At 46.0% G+C, this 22,211-nt stretch carries 23 protein-coding genes; 20 read left to right on the plus strand and 3 right to left on the minus strand.

Annotated features, from left to right (window positions below; genetic code table 11):
- The first annotated feature begins 390 nt into the window (after positions 1-390).
- Positions 391-2,019: a malate synthase A gene (gene aceB / locus GXP65_RS21660; RefSeq protein ID WP_045455388.1), complete on the plus strand. Its 1,629-nt coding sequence runs from the start codon at positions 391-393 to the stop codon at positions 2,017-2,019.
- A gap of 167 nt (positions 2,020-2,186) precedes the next feature.
- Positions 2,187-3,500: an isocitrate lyase gene (gene aceA, locus GXP65_RS21665; protein WP_005424793.1), complete on the plus strand. Its 1,314-nt coding sequence runs from the start codon at positions 2,187-2,189 to the stop codon at positions 3,498-3,500.
- A 105-nt stretch (positions 3,501-3,605) separates the two neighbouring features.
- On the opposite strand, the gene GXP65_RS21670 is transcribed toward aceA, so the two are convergent.
- Positions 3,606-4,052 (minus strand): CBS domain-containing protein, encoded by a 447-nt coding sequence (locus GXP65_RS21670; RefSeq protein ID WP_005424784.1) that lies wholly within the window; start codon positions 4,050-4,052, stop codon positions 3,606-3,608.
- Between the two features lie 234 nt (positions 4,053-4,286).
- Positions 4,287-4,508 carry a hypothetical protein gene (locus GXP65_RS21675; protein WP_162860271.1) on the minus strand — a complete coding sequence of 74 codons (222 nt, stop codon included), beginning with the start codon at positions 4,506-4,508 and terminating at the stop codon, positions 4,287-4,289.
- 260 nt (positions 4,509-4,768) lie between these two features.
- On the opposite strand from GXP65_RS21675, the gene GXP65_RS21680 reads away from it, so the two are divergent.
- The 7 genes from GXP65_RS21680 (at position 4,769) to GXP65_RS21710 (ending at position 12,563) form a co-directional block, all read left to right on the plus strand.
- Complete coding sequence (locus GXP65_RS21680) at positions 4,769-5,938, plus strand: trypsin-like serine protease (protein ID WP_162093706.1); 1,170 nt, start codon at positions 4,769-4,771, stop codon at positions 5,936-5,938.
- 245 nt (positions 5,939-6,183) lie between these two features.
- On the plus strand, positions 6,184-7,236 hold the full coding sequence (queA, locus tag GXP65_RS21685; protein WP_162093707.1) for a tRNA preQ1(34) S-adenosylmethionine ribosyltransferase-isomerase QueA: 1,053 nt from the start codon (positions 6,184-6,186) through the stop codon (positions 7,234-7,236).
- 200 nt (positions 7,237-7,436) lie between these two features.
- Positions 7,437-8,573, plus strand: coding sequence for a tRNA guanosine(34) transglycosylase Tgt (gene tgt / locus GXP65_RS21690; protein ID WP_005424899.1), 1,137 nt, complete (start codon positions 7,437-7,439; stop codon positions 8,571-8,573).
- 177 nt (positions 8,574-8,750) lie between these two features.
- On the plus strand, positions 8,751-9,080 hold the full coding sequence (gene yajC / locus GXP65_RS21695) for a preprotein translocase subunit YajC (RefSeq protein WP_005424903.1): 330 nt from the start codon (positions 8,751-8,753) through the stop codon (positions 9,078-9,080).
- A 21-nt stretch (positions 9,081-9,101) separates the two neighbouring features.
- Positions 9,102-10,958, plus strand: coding sequence for a protein translocase subunit SecD (secD, locus tag GXP65_RS21700; RefSeq protein WP_005447728.1), 1,857 nt, complete (start codon positions 9,102-9,104; stop codon positions 10,956-10,958).
- A 14-nt stretch (positions 10,959-10,972) separates the two neighbouring features.
- Positions 10,973-11,920, plus strand: a complete 948-nt coding sequence (gene secF / locus GXP65_RS21705; RefSeq protein WP_038890720.1) for a protein translocase subunit SecF — start codon at positions 10,973-10,975, stop codon at positions 11,918-11,920.
- 193 nt (positions 11,921-12,113) lie between these two features.
- Positions 12,114-12,563 carry a hypothetical protein gene (locus tag GXP65_RS21710; protein WP_230624046.1) on the plus strand — a complete coding sequence of 150 codons (450 nt, stop codon included), beginning with the start codon at positions 12,114-12,116 and terminating at the stop codon, positions 12,561-12,563.
- 71 nt (positions 12,564-12,634) lie between these two features.
- Here GXP65_RS21710 and suhB read toward each other — a convergent pair whose 3' ends face one another.
- Complete coding sequence (suhB, locus tag GXP65_RS21715; protein WP_162093708.1) at positions 12,635-13,438, minus strand: inositol-1-monophosphatase; 804 nt, start codon at positions 13,436-13,438, stop codon at positions 12,635-12,637.
- A 231-nt stretch (positions 13,439-13,669) separates the two neighbouring features.
- On the opposite strand from suhB, the gene trmJ reads away from it, so the two are divergent.
- The 11 genes from trmJ to ndk all read left to right on the plus strand — a co-directional run bounded on the left by trmJ (position 13,670) and on the right by ndk (position 22,116).
- On the plus strand, positions 13,670-14,389 hold the full coding sequence (gene trmJ / locus GXP65_RS21720) for a tRNA (cytosine(32)/uridine(32)-2'-O)-methyltransferase TrmJ (protein ID WP_162093709.1): 720 nt from the start codon (positions 13,670-13,672) through the stop codon (positions 14,387-14,389).
- Between the two features lie 125 nt (positions 14,390-14,514).
- Positions 14,515-15,021, plus strand: a complete 507-nt coding sequence (gene iscR, locus GXP65_RS21725) for a Fe-S cluster assembly transcriptional regulator IscR (protein ID WP_005381720.1) — start codon at positions 14,515-14,517, stop codon at positions 15,019-15,021.
- A gap of 28 nt (positions 15,022-15,049) precedes the next feature.
- Complete coding sequence (locus tag GXP65_RS21730; protein WP_038890722.1) at positions 15,050-16,264, plus strand: IscS subfamily cysteine desulfurase; 1,215 nt, start codon at positions 15,050-15,052, stop codon at positions 16,262-16,264.
- A gap of 37 nt (positions 16,265-16,301) precedes the next feature.
- A complete protein-coding gene (gene iscU / locus GXP65_RS21735; RefSeq protein WP_005424883.1) occupies positions 16,302-16,685 on the plus strand; it encodes a Fe-S cluster assembly scaffold IscU in 384 nt (127 codons plus the stop codon).
- Between the two features lie 73 nt (positions 16,686-16,758).
- On the plus strand, positions 16,759-17,082 hold the full coding sequence (iscA, locus tag GXP65_RS21740; protein ID WP_005424893.1) for an iron-sulfur cluster assembly protein IscA: 324 nt from the start codon (positions 16,759-16,761) through the stop codon (positions 17,080-17,082).
- A 55-nt stretch (positions 17,083-17,137) separates the two neighbouring features.
- A complete protein-coding gene (hscB, locus tag GXP65_RS21745) occupies positions 17,138-17,653 on the plus strand; it encodes a co-chaperone HscB (protein ID WP_005424897.1) in 516 nt (171 codons plus the stop codon).
- 21 nt (positions 17,654-17,674) lie between these two features.
- Positions 17,675-19,528: a Fe-S protein assembly chaperone HscA gene (hscA, locus tag GXP65_RS21750; RefSeq protein WP_162093710.1), complete on the plus strand. Its 1,854-nt coding sequence runs from the start codon at positions 17,675-17,677 to the stop codon at positions 19,526-19,528.
- A 13-nt stretch (positions 19,529-19,541) separates the two neighbouring features.
- Positions 19,542-19,880, plus strand: coding sequence for an ISC system 2Fe-2S type ferredoxin (fdx, locus tag GXP65_RS21755; RefSeq protein WP_005424889.1), 339 nt, complete (start codon positions 19,542-19,544; stop codon positions 19,878-19,880).
- A 44-nt stretch (positions 19,881-19,924) separates the two neighbouring features.
- Positions 19,925-20,119 carry a Fe-S cluster assembly protein IscX gene (iscX, locus tag GXP65_RS21760; RefSeq protein WP_005424887.1) on the plus strand — a complete coding sequence of 65 codons (195 nt, stop codon included), beginning with the start codon at positions 19,925-19,927 and terminating at the stop codon, positions 20,117-20,119.
- A 172-nt stretch (positions 20,120-20,291) separates the two neighbouring features.
- A complete protein-coding gene (gene pepB, locus GXP65_RS21765) occupies positions 20,292-21,590 on the plus strand; it encodes an aminopeptidase PepB (protein ID WP_162093711.1) in 1,299 nt (432 codons plus the stop codon).
- A 100-nt stretch (positions 21,591-21,690) separates the two neighbouring features.
- Complete coding sequence (ndk, locus tag GXP65_RS21770) at positions 21,691-22,116, plus strand: nucleoside-diphosphate kinase (RefSeq protein WP_005532589.1); 426 nt, start codon at positions 21,691-21,693, stop codon at positions 22,114-22,116.
- Positions 22,117-22,211: the final 95 nt, after the last annotated feature.

Genomic DNA, 22,211 nt, shown 5'->3' on the forward strand with positions numbered 1-22,211 from the left:
CCCTTGTGAATACAAGGATTTTTCTCCTGCCTTACTATTCATACACTTGTTTGAATTCAAAAATAACCTGTAAAATTGATGTAATTTAATTACGTAATAACTTACAAATTGAACTCAAAAATCAAACACTTGTTTGATACCGAATAAAACTTTGAATTTAACGTTTTGTTTACTTGAGGGGTTTCGCTTAAACCTTTGTTGGGTTAGCTTAATTAAAGGCTTGTAAGACTTATGTCTAGATTGAAAAAGCAATTTAGGTTGCGCAAGGTATAGACACAACGAAGCGAAGTGAACACCAAATCGAAGGATGTAATTTGTTGTTCATAACTTACAAATGTAGCTTTAGGCTGACTGCCCAAGATGGATAAAGCACGTTAAGGATGAATGATTATGCTTGCTCAGACAGAACAAAAAACACAACAACTAAAGCAAACCCAAGGCATGCTTGAGGTGAATGGAGTCGTTGCTCCTGAACATCAAGCAATTTTCCCTGTTGAAGCCCAAACCTTTTTATCTCTACTGTGTGAAAAATTTGCCGGACGTGTTGAACAGTTGCTGGAAGCACGAGAAGAGAAGCAAGCACGCATCGATGCTGGTGAACTGCCAGACTTTCTACCAGAGACACAAGACATTCGTGAAGGAAGCTGGAAGATCCTTGGAATCCCGCAAGATCTACAAGATCGCCGAGTGGAAATCACGGGACCAACCGATCGCAAGATGGTGATTAACGCACTGAATGCGAATGTAAAAGTGTTCATGGCCGACTTCGAAGATTCGATGTCCCCTGCGTGGAGTAAAGTTCTAGATGGTCAAATCAACCTGCGCGACGCTGTTAATGGCACCATCAGCTACACCAACCCTGGCAATGGTAAACACTATCAGCTGGCAGAAGACCCAGCGGTGTTGATCTGCCGTGTTCGCGGACTGCATCTAAAAGAAAAACACGTAACGTGGCACGGTCAGATCATTCCAGGTGCGCTATTCGATTTCGCTCTGTACTTCTACAACAACTACAAAGCGCTACTGAAAAAGGGAAGTGGTCCTTACTTTTACATTCCAAAACTGCAATCGCATCATGAAGCGAAGTGGTGGAGCGAAGTGTTCCATTTCACTGAAGAATATTTCGGTTTGGATACAGGCACCATCAAAGCGACTGTGCTGATTGAAACCTTACCAGCCGTATTCGAAATGGATGAGATTCTGTTTTCTCTGAAAGAGCACATCGTTGGTTTGAACTGCGGTCGCTGGGATTACATCTTTAGCTACATCAAAACACTGAAAAACCACCCAGATCGCGTACTTCCGGATCGCCAAGTGGTGACCATGGACAAGCCATTCCTCAACGCTTACTCAAGATTGTTGGTGCGTACTTGTCATAAACGTGGCGCATTTGCGATGGGCGGCATGGCAGCCTTTATTCCGGCTAAAGACCCACAAGAGAACCAAAAAGTGCTGGATAAGATCCACAACGATAAATCGTTAGAAGCGAATAACGGTCATGACGGCACTTGGGTTGCTCACCCGGGGTTGGCAGACACTGCTATGGAAGTGTTCAGTGCCACACTGGGGCAGCGCAATAACCAATTGGATGTGAGCCGCTCAGAAGACGCACCAATCACCGCCGCAGAGCTGCTTGAACCGTGCGAAGGTGAACGTTCAGAAGAGGGCATGCGCCATAACATCCGCGTTGCGTTGCAATACATCGAAGCTTGGATCTCTGGCAACGGTTGTGTGCCGATTTACGGACTGATGGAAGACGCAGCAACGGCAGAAATCTCACGTGCTTCTATCTGGCAATGGATTCAACACGGCAAGTCGCTCGACAACGGATTGAAGGTCACTAAAGAGCTGTTCGAACTGTATCTGAAAGAAGAGATTGAAGTCGTGAAGCAAGAAATTGGTGAACAGCGCTACCAAGCTGGTCGATTTGAAGAAGCGGCAGACTTGATGGCAAGGCTCACCACCAGTGATGAACTGACCAACTTTTTAACCATTCCAGGTTACGACTACTTGGATTAACCCAAAGATTTAGAACACTCCATTGATTTAACTAATACATGTTTATTTAACTAATACGTGTTTGTTTAACGACTACGTGAAAGATTCGAGGCAGATAAGGATGTACTGCCTGAGAACGGAAAACTCAACGCACATGCACAAGTGCACATTATAAGAGGGATAGACCAATGACTAACTTAACTCGCCGCCAACAAATTGAAGCTCTGGAAAAAGATTGGGCAACCAACCCACGCTGGAAAAATGTAAAGCGTACTTACACAGCAGAAGAAGTAGTAGAACTGCGTGGCTCTATGGTGCCTGCGAACACAATCGCACAACGTGGTGCTGACAAACTTTGGTCACTGGTCAACGGTAGTTCAAAGAAAGGCTACGTAAACTGTCTTGGTGCACTAACGGGTGGTCAAGCCGTACAGCAAGCGAAAGCGGGTATTGAAGCGATTTACCTATCAGGTTGGCAGGTAGCAGCGGATAACAACACCGCTTCTACAATGTACCCAGACCAATCTCTGTACCCAGTAGATTCGGTACCGTCGGTAGTAAAACGTATCAACAACTCATTCCGTCGTGCAGACCAAATTCAGTGGTCAGCAGGTAAGTCGCCAGAAGACGAAGGCGGTATTGATTACTTCCTACCAATCGTTGCGGATGCGGAAGCAGGCTTTGGTGGTGTATTGAACGCTTACGAGCTAATGAAATCGATGATCGACGCAGGTGCGGCAGGTGTTCACTTTGAAGATCAACTGGCATCCGTGAAGAAGTGTGGTCACATGGGCGGTAAAGTACTGGTTCCAACTCAAGAAGCAGTGCAAAAACTGGTAGCAGCTCGCCTAGCAGCAGACGTTGCTGGCACGACAACACTAGTAATCGCACGTACAGACGCAAACGCAGCAGACCTACTAACGTCTGATTGTGACCCATACGATAAAGACTTTATTCAAGGAGAGCGTACGCCAGAGGGGTTCTACCGTGTACGTGCAGGTATCGACCAAGCTATCTCTCGTGGCCTAGCTTACGCGCCATATGCGGATCTAATCTGGTGTGAGACAGCAACGCCTTGTCTGGAAGAAGCACGCAAGTTTGCAGAAGCAATTCATGCAGAGTACCCAGACCAACTGTTGGCATACAACTGCTCGCCTTCATTCAACTGGGAGAAGAACCTAGATGCTGAAACTATTGCTAAGTTCCAACAAGAGCTGGCTAACATGGGCTACAAGTACCAGTTCATCACGCTAGCAGGTATCCACAACATGTGGTTCAACATGTTCGAACTGGCACACGCTTACGCTCAAGGCGAAGGCATGCGTCATTACGTTGAGAAGGTTCAACGTCCTGAGTTTGAAGCGGCAGAAAAAGGTTATACGTTCGTAGCACACCAACAAGAGGTTGGTACGGGTTACTTCGATAGAATGACCAACACAATTCAAGGTGGTAACTCGTCAGTGACAGCACTGACAGGTTCTACTGAAGAAGACCAATTCTAATCAGTATTGAGTCCACAATTACTACGTTAGTAATGACATCTTTGAGCGGCAATTGAGCCGCTCTTTTTTTGCCTGCGATTTGAGAGAATGAAACTTAGTAGCGAATTAATCCGCTTCGATCTCTTCCGGCTCGGTCTCTTCTTGTAATTCCAGCAAGTTAATTGCAATGGTTACAAAATCGGTATCGGTGATGATGCCGACCAAGTGACCTTTATTGACCACTGGCAAACAGCCGACTTTGTGCTTTTGCATATAGATTGCGCTTTCCTTTAAACCTGCTCTTGGTTCGGCAGTCATGATGTTGGTGTGCATCATTTGGTAAAGCGGAGTATCGAGGGTAAAAGATTGTTCAGCCTCATCTGGGTGCAAGCAGGATTCTTGTGCAGCAAGAATATCGCGTTGAGTCACCAAGCCTTTTAAGTGTTTATTGGCATCAACAACCGGAATATGTCGAATATCAAGCGCTTCCATCATGCTTTTTGCGTCACGTAATGTGTGCTCACGCAGCAAGGTATGGGGGTTGCGAGTCATCATGTCTTCAACCTTGATCATAGAGACCTCCAGCGGCATTGTCCTTCTCTTAAATATAGAGAATATTTTGCTGCATATCTGGGAGCTAACTCGTTTTTCACTAATAAAATAAAACGATTAGATGGAGATCAATCAGAGGTGAAAATGGACTGGTGTTTTCTATAATTCCAGCTACTCATTTGGGGTGAGTCTAGGATGTAAGCGCTATCATAAATAACCAAAGCTAAGGCGTTTAAACCTTAGCTTTGGTTACTCTTAACGTTGTTTAAAATACACACAGATAAGACCATAAGCTTTCGCATCGACACAGCGACCGATGTAGCTTTTATCTGGCAGGTTGACGGCACATAAGCGAGGGACCTGTTTTAGGTAACAGGCATCTTGCAACACTTTGAGTCGATCATTGCTGGAACTTGCGATTGCTCCAGATGAAAACGCGAGTACGGCAGCACTCAGCGCTAGAGTTAACATCTTCATACTTACCTCAATAAATGTCTAAAGAGCAAATGCTCACCTTCACTATAGTTCATAGAAATTGCTACTGATTGGTTTGTTAATTATTGTTATTTGCCGTTGAAAAACTCAATGCGAGTCAGTTTGCATTTTTCACTGATAAGGTATGTGGTCAGAATGTAATCTAATGAGTTGAATCGCACATTTTTACTTGCTTGATTTTCCAAGATAAGCCTGTGGAAGAAGATACGCTCAGGCTTACCAGATTGAAGATTACAACCTAAATGAAACGAACGACATGCAACAAGCTCATTGCTTTGGCAGTGGCGGCATTCAGTGTGCAATCCGCTCAAGCGATTGTGTTAGGAGATGAGCAAACCGACCCGGTTGATCGTGTGACTTTACGCGCAAGTAACATGGCAGAGTTTCCGCTGTGTGGCGGTACCATGCTGACGGAACAGTGGGTATTAACTGCGGCACACTGTGTGGTGATGGGGCAGGGAACCAACGAAGCGAGCTATTATGTTACTCCGCCGGGAGAGCTGTCGGTGAATGCCAATGTGTATGAACTCAATTCAGCAGGGCTTGATAACTTTTATCCTGTCTCTCACGTTGTGGTTCACCCTGACTATACGCGAATTTCAAAAGCTGAGATCGATAGCAACGGCAACGTGAAACCTATCCAAACTGGTTTAGATTCAGACATCGCGTTGTTGTACCTCACGCGCCCAGTGGCGAACGCGCGCGTTGCTGACTTAGCAAATAAAGCTGATATGGAAAATATCGAAGCGCGTTTGGCGGCGGATTGGGACGATAATTATCTGACTAATCAACGTGTCGAAAACGTACAAGTTTTTGGCTGGGGAACCACTCAGCCCGATGCTTCTGAACCTTCTAATACGCTCAAAACCACCATCAGCACATTTTTGCCGATCGACAAATGTTATGAGCGTCTAGAAATTGGCAGCAGTTTTCCGGGCATCATTGATTCAAGAGAAAACCAAACCAAAATTTGCACGTTACCAACGGAGAACCGCGTGCTGGAGCCGGATAGTCATACTCAATATGGTAACTCTGCGTGTAAAGGTGACAGTGGTGGCCCCCTCATTGATGTCGCAACGGGTAAGCAGATCGGTATCGTAAGTGGCGCGCCTCTTATTCTGCCGACGTGTGGCTCTTTAACTATTCCAAGCTTCTACACTAAAGTGGGCCAATATTACGATTGGGTGCAGTCCTACATCACCGCCGATGGTCCACCGAGCAGTTACATCATTGAGCCGAACTTCATCAAAGAAGCGAATAGTGGAAATGGTGGTGGGGAAGAAGAGTGCCATGATGGCATTGCGACCAACAACTGTGATTTCAGAGGCTCTGAAGACGACGGTGGTAGCTTAGGCGCTTGGCTATTTAGTTTGCTGGCTCCACTAGTGTGGATGCGTCGACGCAAAAGTTAAACTTTCAGTAACTGATAAACGTAATTAGACATTTTAAAAAGCAGCGCACTTCGCTGCTTTTTTTATGTGTGCTTATCCTGCACCTTTCACGTTTTATTACACTCTTAGTGAAAGCTTTTACAGTCAATCTAAGGGGATTTGCTTGCTATTGCAGCATGTAAACATATACTAGTCTGCTGCGAAAAACTCGTCGCAATTTTATCGTCGTCTTTGACGTGATTTGACCAATAGATAAGACAAGTAACATGCAAGTATCAGATTTCCATTTCGACCTTCCAGATGAACTCATCGCTCGCTACCCTCAACCAGAGCGTACCGCTAGCCGACTGCTGCAAATGGACGGCAATACTGGTGAACTTATTGATGGCACGTTTACCGATGTGCTGGAGCAAGTTCAAACCGGTGACCTAGTGGTTTTCAACAATACTCGCGTTATTCCTGCGCGTTTGTTTGGTCGCAAAGAGTCAGGCGGCAAGCTAGAAGTGCTGGTGGAGCGTATGCTCGATGAGAAAAGCATCCTAGCACACGTTCGTTGCTCTAAATCGCCAAAACCAGGCACAACGATCTTGGTTGGTGAAAACGATGAATACTCAGCGCAAATGGTCGCTCGTCATGATGCACTGTTTGAACTGAAATTTAACTCTGATAAGACGGTACTCGAGATTCTGGAAGAAATTGGTCACATGCCACTTCCTCCATACATCGACCGCCCAGATGAAGACGCGGATAAAGAGCGTTACCAAACGGTTTATAACCAAAAGCCAGGTGCGGTTGCAGCACCGACGGCGGGTCTTCACTTTGATGATGTTCTGCTTGAGAAAATCAAAGCGAAAGGCGCTGAGTTTGCGTACGTTACTCTGCACGTAGGTGCAGGTACGTTCCAGCCAGTTAAAGTGGATGACATCAACGATCACCATATGCACGCAGAATACGTAGAAGTTCCGCAAGACGTAGTGGATGCGATTAACGCAACTAAAGCGCGCGGTGGCCGTATCGTCGCTGTTGGTACAACGTCTGTTCGCTCACTAGAAAGTGCAGCACAAGACGCGCTAAAGAAAGGCACAGAATTGGTTCCATTCTTTGGCGATACTGAAATCTTTATCTACCCTGGTTACGAGTACCAGCTGGTGGATTGCTTGATCACCAACTTCCACTTACCAGAATCAACATTAATTATGTTGGTGAGTGCGTTTGCTGGTTACGAGAACACCATGAATGCTTACAAGCACGCGGTGGAAAACAAATACCGTTTCTTCTCGTACGGTGACTCAATGTTTATTAAAAAGAAGACAGCATAATGTTTTAACCCCTCTCTAGCCCTCTCCTTGTGACGGGGTCGGTTAGGAAGGGGTAGCTAACGATTTACGAGTGCTAGCAGTAGGCTAGGAAACAGAGCAGAACCTCTGCTTTGTCTCTCGCACGGAAGGCGACCGCTCCTTAAAGTGGGGGAAACCCCAAGATACATAGTCAGACTGTTTCTCTGACACTCGGAGGCATCGTGAAATTATCATTCGATCTTAAAAAGAAAAACGGCAATGCGCGTCGTGGTCAATTGACCTTCGAACGTGGCACTGTTCAAACTCCAGCATTCATGCCGGTAGGTACTTACGGTACGGTTAAAGGCATGACTCCGGAAGAAGTAAAAGGCACGGGTGCAGAAATCCTGCTAGGCAACACTTTCCACCTATGGTTACGTCCTGGTCAAGAAGTGATGAAAATGCACGGTGACCTGCACGATTTCATGAACTGGCACGGTCCTATTCTTACTGATTCAGGCGGTTTCCAAGTATTCAGCCTAGGTAAAATGCGTAAGATCACTGAGAAAGGTGTTCACTTCCGTAGCCCTGTAAACGGCGACAAGATTTTCATGGACGCTGAAAAGTCGATGGAAATCCAAAAAGACCTAGGTTCTGACATCGTAATGATCTTCGACGAGTGTACGCCATACCCAGCGACACACAACGAAGCGAAAAAATCGATGGAAATGTCACTACGTTGGGCACAACGCTCACGTGACCACTTCGATAAGCTAGAAAACCCGAACAACCTATTTGGTATCGTTCAAGGTGGTGTTTACGAAGATCTACGTGATGTGTCTATCAAAGGTCTGACAGAAATCGGCTTTGATGGTTACGCGGTTGGTGGTCTTGCAGTAGGCGAACCGAAAGAAGACATGCACCGTATCCTTGAGCACACGTGTCCACAGCTTCCAGAAGACAAGCCTCGTTACCTAATGGGCGTAGGTAAACCGGAAGATTTGGTTGAAGGTGTTCGTCGTGGTATCGACATGTTTGACTGTGTAATGCCAACGCGTAACGCGCGTAATGGTCACCTATTTGTGACTGGTGGTGTGATCAAGATCCGTAATGCGAAACATAAAACGGATACAACTCCGCTAGATCCGCACTGCGACTGTTACACTTGTCAGCACTACAGCAAATCGTACCTTCATCACCTAGAGCGTTGTAACGAAATTCTAGGTGCTCGTCTGAACACTATCCATAACCTACGCTACTACCAGCGTCTGATGGAAAGCATTCGTAAGGCGATTGATGAAGATCGTTTCGATGAGTTCGTTACTGAGTTCTATGAGCGTCGTGGTCGTGAAGTACCACCGCTAGCAAAAGAGCAGTAATTAACAGATTAAAAGAATTAAAGCCTTTGGCATGTTGCCAGAGGCTTTTGCTAATAAAGTAGGCTAACGTACGTTATTTTTGAGAAGGTGATCTCTATTACTTAATCTCAAACTTGAATCTAAATTACGAAAGCCCAACTTGTTGGATTATCAATAAAATATAATGAGGATGTTTTAATGTTTATTTCTCAAGCTCACGCAGCAGCAGAAGGCGCACCAGCAGGCGGCGGTTTTGAAATGCTAATCATGCTAGGCATGTTCGCGGTGATCTTCTACTTCATGATCTACCGTCCACAATCTAAGCGTGTTAAAGAACACAAGAACCTAATGTCTTCTATGGGCAAAGGCGATGAAGTTCTAACAAGCGGCGGCCTAGTGGGTAAAATCACTAAGATTGCTGAAGACAACGATTTCATTTCAATTGAGCTAAACGCAAACAATGAAGTTGTAATCAAGAAAGACTTCGTAACTGCAGTGCTACCAAAAGGTACGCTTAAGTCTCTATAAAACAGCTAAAGGATCCTCGCTGTGCTAAACCGTTATCCATTATGGAAGTACTTGATGGTATTTTTTGCCATCATCACCGCTGCGTTATACGCACTTCCAAATATCTACGGTGAAGATCCGGCTATTCAAGTTACAGGGGCGCGTGGCGCCTCTGTAGATATGTCAACGCTGGATGCTGTCACCAAAGCTCTTGATAAAGAGCATCTCTCTCATAAATCCATTGCTCTCGAGAATGGATCAATCCTTGTTCGTTTCAATGACACTGACACTCAAATCAGTGCCCGCGATATCATCAGCGAAGCGCTTGGCAAAGATAAAATTGTTGCACTAAACCTTGCTCCATCTACGCCAGATTGGCTAGAAGCAATCGGTGCGTCGCCACTTAAGCTGGGTCTTGACCTACGTGGTGGTGTTCACTTCCTAATGGAAGTTGACATGGACGCGGCGATGGAGAAGCTAGTTGGTCAGCAAGAAGAAGCTTTCCGTAGCGAACTTCGTGAAGCTAAGATTCGTTACCGTGCAATCCGTCCTTCTGGTACAGAAGGTGTGGAAGTCTTGCTACGTAATGAGGAGCAGCTAGCGGAAGCGAAAGCAACGCTAGAAAAGAATCACCCAGACATGAACTTTGTCGACTCTGATTCTAATGGTCGTTACGCGTTGATTGCCACCTTTACCGAGCAACGTTTACAAGAGATACGTAACTACGCAGTTGAACAAAACATCACGATTCTTCGTAACCGTGTTAACGAACTGGGTGTTGCTGAGCCACTGGTTCAACGTCAAGGTGCTAGCCGCATCGTAGTTGAACTACCAGGTGTTCAAGACACCGCTCGTGCGAAGGAAATTCTAGGTGCTACGGCAACACTAGAGTTCCGCGAAGTTGACGATAAAGCTGACCTATCAGCGGCGGCAAATGGCCGTGCGCCAGCAGGTAGCGAAATCAAGATGGACCGTGATGGTCGCCCAGTTGTGCTTAAGAAGCGCGTTATTCTTGGTGGTCAAAGCATCACGGATGCAAGTTCAAGTGTTGATGAATACGGTCGCCCACAAGTTAACATCTCGCTAGACAGCGAAGGTGGTAACAAGATGTCTGCGTTCTCTAAGAAGAACATCGGTAAGTTAATGGCTACCGTGTTTGCAGAATACAAAGACAGTGGTCGTCGTACGCCAGAAGGCAAAGTTATCCTTGATAAGCACGAAGAAGTCATCAACCAAGCAACGATTCAATCGGCTCTTGGTCGTAACTTCCGTATCACTGGTATCGACTCTGCAGCAGAAGCGCACAACTTAGCACTTCTACTACGTGCTGGTGCTCTAATCGCACCGATCTCTATCGTTGAAGAACGTACCATTGGTCCATCAATGGGTCAGCAAAACATCGATATGGGTATCCAAGCATGTATCTGGGGTATGGTTGCGGTAATGCTGTTTACGCTGCTTTACTACCGTGGCTTCGGTCTGATTGCTAACATTGCATTGATGGCAAACTTGGTTCTTATCATTGGTGTTATGTCGATGATTCCGGGTGCTACCATGACGCTGCCTGGTATTGCCGGTATCGTATTAACCGTCGGTATGGCGGTCGATGCGAACGTTCTGATATTCGAGCGTATCCGTGAAGAGCTTCGAGATGGACGTAGTCCTCAGCAAGCGATTCACCAAGGTTACGCAAACGCATTCAGCACTATTGCCGATGCGAACATCACAACGCTTATCACTGCGATCATTCTATTTGCAGTGGGTACAGGTGCGGTGAAAGGCTTCGCAGTAACACTATCTATCGGTATCTTAACTTCAATGTTCACCGCTATTGTGGGTACACGTTGTATCGTGAACCTGATTTACGGTGGCAAACGCGTTGATAAATTGTCGATCTAAGGCTGGGAATTAATATGTTTCAAATTCTAAAAGCAGAAAACACGATCGGCTTTATGCGTTGGTCGAAAGTCGCGTTCGTATTCTCTATCTTTATGATCGCTGCTTCTATCTTCACGCTATCAACCAAATGGTTGAACTGGGGTCTAGACTTTACTGGTGGTACGCTCATCGAGGTAGGTTTTCAACAACCTGCAAACCTTGAAGAGATTCGTGCAGCGCTAGATTCAAAAGGCTTCGGTGATGCGACAGTACAAAACTTTGGTAGTGCTCGCGATGTAATGGTTCGTCTTCGTCCTCGTGACGATATGTCTGGTGAAACACTAGGTAACCAAATCATTGGTGCTATCAAAGAAGGTACGGGTGAAAGCGTAGAAATGCGTCGTATCGAGTTTGTAGGTCCAAACGTTGGTGATGAGCTGACAGAAGCGGGTGGTCTAGCGATTCTTGTATCGCTGATCTGTATCCTGATCTACGTATCGATGCGATTTGAATGGCGTCTAGCGGCTGGTGCGGTAATGGCACTGGCACACGATATCATCATCACGCTGGGTGTGTTCTCGTTCCTACAAATCGAAGTTGACCTTACCATCGTAGCGGCGCTACTAACGGTAGTCGGTTACTCGCTCAACGATACCATCGTTGTATTCGACCGGATTCGTGAAAACTTCCGTAAGATGCGTAAGGGCGAACCTTCAGACATCATGGATGCATCAATCACTCAAACATTGAGCCGTACATTGATTACGTCGGGTACAACCTTGTTCGTAGTAATTGCCCTGTTCATGCAAGGTGGTGCGATGATTCACGGCTTCGCAACCGCACTTCTACTTGGTATCACGGTAGGTACTTACTCTTCTATCTACGTAGCATCAGCACTAGCGCTGAAACTGGGTATCCAGAAAGAGCACTTAATGCCACCTCAAGTAGAAAAAGAAGGTGCAGAGTTCGACGAGATGCCATAAGGCAGATTGAGAATCGCAAACAAAAACCGCTGAGCAGTCAGCGGTTTTTTTGTATCCAAAATTCTGCCTTTCAATTTTCTTTGAACTGTTTCGAGGCACTGATGACCCATTTTGAACGGTGAAATAGGAATCGCTATGTTGCTTTATTTCAAGGCCAATAGGAGAGTTGGGCTTCCAAAAGCTCGATGTAAAAATGATGGTTAAGTCCGGATTGTTTTCTTTCTGCTTGTTTACCATGAATGCACCTGCTGTTGCTGGGCAGCTTTATGATACCTACCTAACGATCAGAAACGACTTGTATCAGATGCAATATGCCGAGGTGTTGAAGGTGGTTGCAGAGCTAGATCTTTCTGCCAAAGAAAAACGCGAAATTCAGTCTCATCCAATAAAATTTGGTCATCAATTCCCATTTTTATCATCCATCCCATCAAGTTTGGTTACGGAGCTGTCTTACTTTGAAGCATACAGTGAGGATGGAGGCGTTGGGTGTCTTTCCGTAAACGGCTTTGGTGATGTATACCAGCCAGTCACGGTTTCGTTGCAGTTTCTAATGAAAGAACAAGTATGGAAGGTTAAGCACGTAAAAATAGACCACTTACCTGACTACGACCGTTTCTATAAACAGGCAGATTGTTCGATATAAAAAAGCCCCGCTCAATGAGCGGGGCTATTCAAAAGTCATCAGCGTGACGGGCTTAGTATGACTTGAGAATCTTACTTAAGGATCGCGCTGTTGCCGTTTTCGCGAACGTGCTTAAGGATAGATTTCACGCCACGAGCGCTAGAAGCAACAATGTTACCAGACTTCATGTACTCAGTACCGCCAGCGAAGTCAGTTAGGATTGCGCCAGCTTCACGAGCGATAAGCTCACCAGCAGCCATTTGCCAAGGTTTTAGGCCTAGCTCAAAGTAACCATCTACACGGCCAGCAGCCACGTAACATAGGTCAAGAGCAGAACAACCGCTACGACGGAAGTCAGCACACTCAGTGAATAGAGAACCTACGATCTTGATGTAAGACTCAGAGTGTTGCTTCTGTTTGAATGGGAAACCAGTCGCTAGAACAGTACCGTGTAGGTCTTTAAGTTGAGTAACACGGATACGAGCGCTGTTTAGCTGAGCGCCAGCACCACGTTGTGCAGTGAATAGCTCGTTTTGCATTGGATCGTATACACAAGCCACTTCAGTTTTACCTTTGAAGCGAACCGCGATAGATACTGCGAAAGTAGGGTAACCTTTTACAAAGTTATTAGTGCCATCCATTGGGTCGATGATCCATTGTACGTCTTTATCTTTACCTTCGATAAGACCAGCTTCTTCAGCAACGATGCAGTGCTCTGGGTAAGAGTGCTTGATAGTATCGATGATGATAGCTTCTGCTTCTTTGTCTACATTAGTAACAAAGTCATTAGTGCCTTTTAGCGTAGATTCAATTTTATCTGTGTTTTCTAATGATTTAGCAATGTGATTGCCTGCCTTTCGCGCAGCGCGAATAGCAATGTTTAGCATTGGATGCATACGAATTTCCCAACGGATGTTAAAGAACAATTTAAAGCGGCGGCGAGTATACCAGAGTCAAAGCAAAAGGGAAGTGGTTATTTTTTGCTCGTTAGAGAAAGGCGTTGTGATAGCTCTCTCGATAGAGAGGAAAACAATTGATGAGAATGCGAATAGAAACCTGCTTCGCTCTAGGGTGTATTAGAAAATTATGATAATATCCCTCGGTTTTAATTTAGGTAGCAAACACAGATGTTGGATCAAGTAAAAATCGTACTCGTCGGGACTTCTCATTCAGGCAACATTGGCTCGGCTGCACGAGCAATGAAAGTCATGGGTTTAAGCCAACTTGTATTGGTGGATCCGCAATGTGAAGTGGATGACCAAACTCTTGCTCTTGCCGCTGGTGCTAGTGATATTGCTCAAAACGCAACAGTCGTAAGCACGCTAGAGGAAGCCATTGAAGACTGTGGTCTTGTCGTCGGTTCTAGTGCTCGTTCACGCACACTTGAATGGCCAATGCTTGAGCCACGCGAATGTGGTGAGAAATTTGCTGTTGAAGGCCAAAAACACCCTGTTGCATTAGTCTTCGGCCGTGAGAGAACTGGCCTAACTAATGACGAACTGCAGAAGTGTCATTACCACGTTTGCATTCCAGCTAATCCTGAATACAGTTCACTTAACTTAGCGATGGCGGTACAAACGCTGAGCTATGAAGTTCGTGTTGCACACCTTAACCTAGAGCAAAGCCAATACGCGCCAAGTGAACCTGAAGAGTACCCGCGCCATAAAGAGCTAGAAATGTTCTTTGAGCACCTTGAAAAGGTGATGATTGATACCCAATTTATCAACAAAGAGCAGCCAGGTCAGGTGATGAACAAACTACGTCGTTTGTACTCACGCGCACGACCAGAGGCGCAAGAATTGAATATTCTGCGTGGTGTTTTGACAGCGATCGAAAAGAAACTCTGAACAAATAATAACCATTTTAGGTGTAAGGATGAATACCTGACTAAAATAGTCAAATAAATACTTGACCGTTTTAGTCGGGTATGGAAAAATCCTAATCATTACAAACCATGTGGATACGGTGTGGTATGAAACTTACATCTAAAGGAAGATATGCGGTGACAGCCATGCTGGATGTGGCACTGCATTCGCAACAAAACCCAGTACCTCTTGCAGATATCTCAGAGCGTCAGGGTATCTCGCTCTCATACTTAGAGCAGCTTTTTTCAAAATTGCGTAAAGCAGGCCTTGTAGCCAGCGTTCGTGGTCCTGGTGGTGGTTACCGACTTGGTGCAGACGCGCACAGCATTGCCATTGGCACTGTGATTGCTGCGGTTGATGAGTCAGTAGACGCAACCAAATGCCAAGGTAAAGGCGATTGCCAAGGTGGCACTCGTTGCTTAACTCACACACTATGGCGTGACCTGAGCTCTCGTATTAGCGACTTCTTGAACAACATTACGCTCGGTGAGCTAATGACAGACAACGAAGTTTTAGAAATTTCTGACCGTCAGGACATTGATCTGGCGGTAACTCATGGGCTTTCAAACAAAAATACAACCGCCGCGCCCATCGGTGTAAACGTCCGCTCTTAGCGGTCAGCATTTTACATTGGAGTAGAGAATGAAACTGCCGATTTATCTTGATTATTCCGCTACATGTCCAGTAGATCCACGTGTTGCTGAAAAAATGGTTCAGTACATGACAATGGATGGCACATTTGGCAACCCAGCTTCGCGTTCGCACCGTTACGGCTGGCAGGCAGAAGAAGCTGTAGATACTGCTCGTGAGCAAATTGCTGACCTTCTAAATGCAGATCCTCGCGAAATCGTATTCACATCTGGTGCGACAGAGTCTGACAACCTTGCTATTAAAGGTGCAGCACATTTTTACTCTAAAAAGGGTAAACACGTAATCACTTGTAAAACAGAGCACAAAGCGGTACTTGACCCATGTCGTCAACTAGAACGCGAAGGCTTTGAAGTGACTTACCTAGAGCCAGAATCAAACGGTCTGGTTGATCTAAACAAACTTCAAGCAGCAATGCGTGAAGACACTGTTCTAGTTTCAATCATGCACGTAAATAACGAGATTGGTGTCATTCAAGACATCGCAGCAATTGGCGAGCTATGTCGTGAACGTAAGATTGTGTTCCATGTGGATGCTGCACAGTCTGCGGGCAAACTGCCAATCGACGTTCAAGAAATGAAAGTTGACCTAATTTCACTGTCTGCGCACAAAGTATACGGTCCTAAAGGTATTGGCGCACTTTACGTACGTCGTAAGCCTCGTATCCGTCTTGAAGCGCAAATGCACGGTGGCGGTCATGAGCGTGGCTTCCGCTCGGGCACACTTCCAACTCACCAAATCGTGGGTATGGGTGAAGCGTTCCGCGTAGCAAAAGAAGACATGCAAAAAGATTACGATCACGCGCTAGCACTTCGTAACCGTCTTCTAGATGGCGTTAAAGATCTAGAAGCTGTAACGGTGAACGGTGACCTAGAGCAGCGTGTTCCGCACAACTTAAACGTGAGCTTTGCATTCGTAGAAGGCGAATCTCTACTGATGTCATTGAAAGACCTAGCAGTATCTTCTGGTAGTGCTTGTACATCAGCGAGCCTAGAGCCATCTTACGTTCTTCGTGCACTTGGTCTAGACGACGAATTAGCACACAGCTCAGTACGTTTCTCATTTGGTCGTTTCACGACTGAAGCAGAAATTGATTACGCAATTGAACAAATCCGCGTTGCAGTGACTAAGCTACGCGACATGTCTCCTCTATGGGATATGTACAAGGAAGGGGTTGATCTGAGCACTGTTGAATGGGCTCACCATTAATCTCACGGACTGAATAGAGGATTCGAGGTAATTTATCATGGCATACAGCGAAAAAGTAATTGATCACTACGAGAACCCACGTAACGTTGGTTCGTTCGATAAAGAAGACCCATCAGTAGGTAGCGGCATGGTTGGCGCACCAGCTTGTGGTGACGTAATGAAGCTTCAAATCAAAGTGACGCCAGAAGGCATCATTGAAGACGCGAAATTCAAAACATACGGTTGTGGTAGTGCAATCGCTTCAAGCTCACTAGTAACTGAGTGGGTAAAAGGCAAGTCTATCGACGAAGCGGCATCTATCAAAAACTCTGAGATTGCAGAAGAGCTAGAGCTTCCACCAGTGAAAGTTCACTGCTCAATCCTAGCGGAAGATGCAATCAAAGCAGCAGTTGCTGACTACAAGAAAAAACACCAGGAATAATTATTCCGTATATAATGGGAGCCCTTAAAATGCTCCCATTCCAAAACGTAATTTAGACAGACTAAGGTGCAGTATGGCCATCACAATGACAGAATCAGCGGCAAGTCGCGTAAAAGCATTCCTAGATAACCGAGGCAAAGGTATCGGTTTGCGTCTTGGAGTGAAGACGACAGGCTGTTCCGGCATGGCTTACGTCCTTGAGTTTGTTGATGATCTAAACGAAGAAGACGAAGTGTTTGAACTGTCAGATGTGAAGATCATCATTGATAAGAAAAGCCTAGTATACCTAGACGGTACTGAGCTGGATTACGTGAAGGAAGGGTTGAATGAAGGTTTTGAATTCAACAACCCTAACGCAAAAAGTGAATGTGGTTGTGGTGAAAGCTTCAACGTCTAATTGACTGTCCTTCTGGGCAAGCGAGTCCAGAAGGCTTTACTAGGACCCGATCTTAATGAATCACTTTGAATTATTTGGGCTACCAAGTCAGTTTCAGCTGGATGGTAGCCTTCTTTCTTCTCAGTTCCGAGAACTACAAAAACGCTTCCACCCAGACAATTTTGCGACCGCCTCTGAGCGCGACCGCTTGATGGCTGTCCAAAAAGCAGCGCAAATCAACGATGCGTATCAAGTACTTAAGCATCCTATCTCTCGCGCTGAATACATTCTGGCAGAAAACGGCACAGAAATTCGTGGTGAGCAACAAACCATGCAAGACCCGATGTTCCTAATGGAGCAAATGGAGCTGCGTGAAGAACTGGAAGACATTGCTGACAGCTCTGATCCTGAATCAGCGCTTTTTGACTTCGATTCTAAGGTCAGCAAAATGTACAAACAGCATTTGGCGAGTGTAGAACAAGAACTTGACCAAGGTCTTTGGGCGGAAGCTGCAGACCGAGTTCGTAAACTCAAATTCATTGCCAAGCTAAAGAACGAAATTGAACTGGTTGAAGATAAACTCCTCGGCTAGTTAGCGCGACAAGGACCCATCATGGCACTACTTCAAATCGCAGAACCGGGCCAAAGCTCGGCACCTCATGAGCACAAGTTAGCAGCGGGTATCGACTTAGGTACCACCAACTCTTTGGTTGCATCTGTTCGCAGCGGCGACGCAAAAACACTGACAGATGACCAAGGTCGTAGCATTTTGCCGTCTGTGGTGAACTACGCACAAGATACGGCGTTAGTTGGTTACGAGGCCAAAGCAAAAGCAGAGCAAGAACCAGAAAACACCATTATTTCGGTAAAACGTCTAATTGGTCGTTCATTAAAAGATATTCAAGCTCGCTACCCATCTTTGCCTTACCAATTTAAAGAAAGCGACAACGGTCTGCCTATTCTGCAAACTGCGCAAGGTGACAAGAACCCGATTGAAGTGTCTGCCGACATTCTTAAATCACTAGGCAAACGTGCAGAAGAGACACTAGGTGGCGAGTTAGCTGGCGTGGTTATTACTGTTCCTGCTTACTTTGATGATGCTCAACGTGCTGGTACAAAAGATGCAGCGAAATTGGCAGGTCTTCATGTACTGCGTCTGCTTAACGAGCCGACAGCAGCAGCGATCGCTTACGGTCTAGACTCTGGTCAAGAGGGCGTGATTGCGGTTTACGATCTAGGTGGTGGTACATTCGATATCTCTATCCTACGTTTGTCGAAAGGTGTATTTGAAGTATTAGCAACAGGCGGTGACTCTGCGCTAGGCGGTGATGATTTTGACCATCTATTAGCGGATTACCTAATGGAGCAGGCTGGTCTAGAAGCGCCACTTTCTGCTGAGAAAAACCGTGCACTACTGAACATTGCAACGGCAACTAAGATTGCTTTTTCTGAGCAAGACTGCGTTGATGTTGATGTATTTGGCTGGAAAGGCTCAGTGACTCGCGAGCAGTTCGAAGATCTGATTCGTCCGCTAGTGAAGAAAACTTTGATGTCTTGTCGCCGTGCACTGAAAGATGCGGATGTGGATGCGGAAGATGTACTTGAAGCGGTTATGGTTGGCGGTTCAACTCGCACATTGCTTGTACGTGAAATGGTTGGCGAATTCTTCGGCCGTACACCACTGACAAGCATTAACCCAGATGAAGTAGTTGCAATCGGCGCAGGTATTCAAGCAGACATCCTGGCGGGCAATAAGCCTGACTCGGAAATGTTGCTTCTGGACGTTATTCCTTTGTCCCTTGGTATTGAAACCATGGGTGGTTTGGTTGAGAAAATCATTCCACGTAACACCACCATCCCTGTGGCCCGCGCGCAAGAATTTACGACGTTCAAAGATGGTCAAACAGCAATGAGCGTTCACACCGTACAAGGTGAGCGTGAAATGGTGGATGACTGCCGCTCATTGGCTCGTTTCTCATTGAAAGGCATTCCACCAATGGCGGCAGGTGCTGCGCACATTCGCGTGACGTACCAAGTGGACGCTGATGGTCTATTGTCTGTCACCGCGATGGAAAAGAGCACGGGTGTTCAAGCTGAAATCCAAGTGAAACCTTCTTACGGCCTAAGCGATGATGAAGTTGCAAACATGCTTCGTGACTCGATGACTTACGCGAAAGAAGATATGCAGGCTCGTGCGTTGGCTGAGCAGCGCGTAGAAGCGGATCGCGTGATTGAAGGCTTGATTGCGGCGATGCAAGCTGATGGTGATGAACTACTATCAGACCAAGAGAAACAAGACCTAGTTAAAGTGATTGAAGCGCTGATTGCACTACGCAACGGTGAAGATGCCGACGCCATCGAGCAAGGCATCAAAGACACCGACAAAGCAAGCCAAGATTTTGCGTCGCGCCGTATGGATAAATCGATTCGAGCTGCACTGTCAGGTCAGTCAGTTAATGATATATAAGAGATAAGTAGTTATGCCTAAGATTATTGTATTACCACACGAAGATTTGTGCCCAGAGGGTGCAGTGTTGGAAGCAAACACTGGTGACACCGTTCTAGACGTTGCGCTAAAAAATGGCATTGGTATTGAACACGCATGTGAGAAGTCATGTGCATGTACGACTTGCCACGTGATCATTCGTGAAGGCTTTGATTCGCTAGAAGAGAGTGAAGAGCTAGAAGATGACATGCTGGATAAAGCATGGGGTCTTGAGCCTGAATCTCGTCTTGGTTGCCAAGCAAAAGTAGCGGATGAAGATTTGGTTGTTGAGATTCCAAAATACACGCTAAACCACGCGTCGGAAGATCACTAATACTATCTCCCCAATATAGGGGCGAAGCAAAAGGAAGATGAGCAATGAAATGGACAGATTCTCGCGATATCGCGATTGAGCTTTGTGACAAGTTTCCCGACTTAGATCCTAAAACCGTACGTTTTACCGATCTTCACCAATGGATCATGGAATTGGATGAGTTTGACGATGAGCCAAACCATTGTAATGAAAAGATTCTTGAAGCGGTCATCTTGTGTTGGATGGACGAAGCGGATTAATGCTCGATTCGGCGGTAAAACGCAGCAGAGTTAACAATTCTCACTAAAAAAAGCGGACCTTAAGGTCCGTTTTTTTATCAAGTTGACATTTTTACCCTACATAATGCTAACATCCGGTAGTTATTAAAAAAGAAGAGGCGTAGGCAACGCCGTTATAAGACAAGGAGAAACCATGTCTACACAGATGTCTGTATTTCTAAGCCAAGAACCAGCGGCACCACATTGGGGCGACAAAGCGCTGCTTTCTTTCGCTGAGAATGGCGCAACCATTCACCTAGGTGAAGGTCACGATCTTGGTGCGATTCAACGTGCAGCGCGTCAACTCGATGGCCAAGGAATTCGTTCAATTTTACTTGCTGGTGATAACTGGGATTTGGAGAGCATTTGGGCATTCCACCAAGGTTACCGCAACCCGAAAAAACATGGCACGCTAGAGTGGGTTACGCTATCTGAGCAAGACCAAGCAGAGCTACACGCTCGTATCACCTCTACGGACTTTACTCGCGATATCATCAACAAAACAGCTGAAGAAGTGGCGCCACGTCAATTGGCAACCATGGCGGCTGAATTCATCAAATCAATCGCACCACAAGGTACAGTAACGGCTCGTATCGTTAAAGATAAAGACCTGTTGTCAGAAGGTTGGGAAGGCATTTATGCAGTGGGTCGCGGCTCTGAGCGCACATCAGCAATGCTGCAACTTGATTACAACCCAACAGGCGATGAAAACGCACCAGTGTTTGCGTGTCTAGTGGGTAAAGGCATCACCTTTGATTCAGGCGGTTACAGCCTTAAGCCATCAAACTTCATGACAGCAATGAAAGCGGATATGGGCGGTTCAGGTACGATTACCGGCGGTCTTGGTCTTGCTATTCTTCGCGGCCTTAACAAGCGTGTAAAACTGATCCTTTGCTGTGCAGAAAACATGGTTTCGGGTCGTGCACTTAAACTTGGCGACATCATCACTTACAAAAACGGTAAGACAGTAGAAATCATGAACACTGACGCAGAAGGTCGTTTGGTTCTTGCTGATGGTCTTATCTACGCAAGTGAGCAGAACCCTGAGCTGATCATTGACTGTGCAACCCTAACGGGCGCAGCGAAGAATGCACTAGGTAATGACTACCATGCACTGATGAGCTTTGATGATGAGCTTTCTCATCAAGCGCTAACGGCGGCAAACCAAGAGAAAGAAGGTCTATGGCCACTGCCTCTTGCTGATTTCCACCGTGGCATGCTGCCATCAAACTTTGCTGACCTATCTAACATCAGTTCTGGTGATTACTCGCCAGGCGCAAGTACAGCGGCAGCATTCTTGTCTTACTTTGTTGAAGATTACAAGAAAGGTTGGTTGCACTTTGACTGCGCAGGCACGTACCGTAAGTCAGCGTCTGATAAATGGGCTGCTGGCGCTACAGGCATGGGTGTCCGCACACTTGCTCGTTTCCTGAACGAACAAGCCGAAAAATAACACTTTTACCAGTGCAGACACCCTGTCTGTACTGGTATAACTTAGAGAGACGCAAGTCACTCATATAAAACTATTATTACAAGTACAAAAAGGAAACCTTATGGCTCTAGAAAGAACGTTTTCAATTGTTAAGCCTGACGCTGTAGAACGCAATCTGATTGGTGAAATCTACCACCGTATCGAAAAGGCGGGTTTGCGTATTGTTGCTGCAAAAATGGTTCATCTGACAGAAGAACAGGCGAGCGGTTTTTACGCAGAACATGAAGGCAAACCTTTTTTCCCTGCACTGAAAGAGTTCATGACATCTGGCCCTATCATGGTTCAGGTTCTTGAAGGTGAAGATGCAATCGCTCGTTACCGTGAGCTAATGGGCAAAACAAACCCAGAAGAAGCGGCATGCGGTACAATCCGTGCTGATTACGCACTGAGCATGCGTCATAACTCTGTTCATGGTTCAGACAGTCCTGAATCAGCGGCTCGTGAAATCGAGTTTTTCTTCCCAGAGTCAGAGATTTGCCCTCGTTAATCTTGTACTAGTTTGATTACCAAGCCTCGGTTTTTTCCGGGGCTAATTATATGGTCCGCCTCACTCTCAAGCCCTACGCTTAGAGTAGGCTCTCA

The organism is Vibrio sp. LB10LO1 (assembly GCF_010092875.1).
In the GTDB taxonomy this organism is placed as follows: domain Bacteria; phylum Pseudomonadota; class Gammaproteobacteria; order Enterobacterales; family Vibrionaceae; genus Vibrio; species Vibrio campbellii.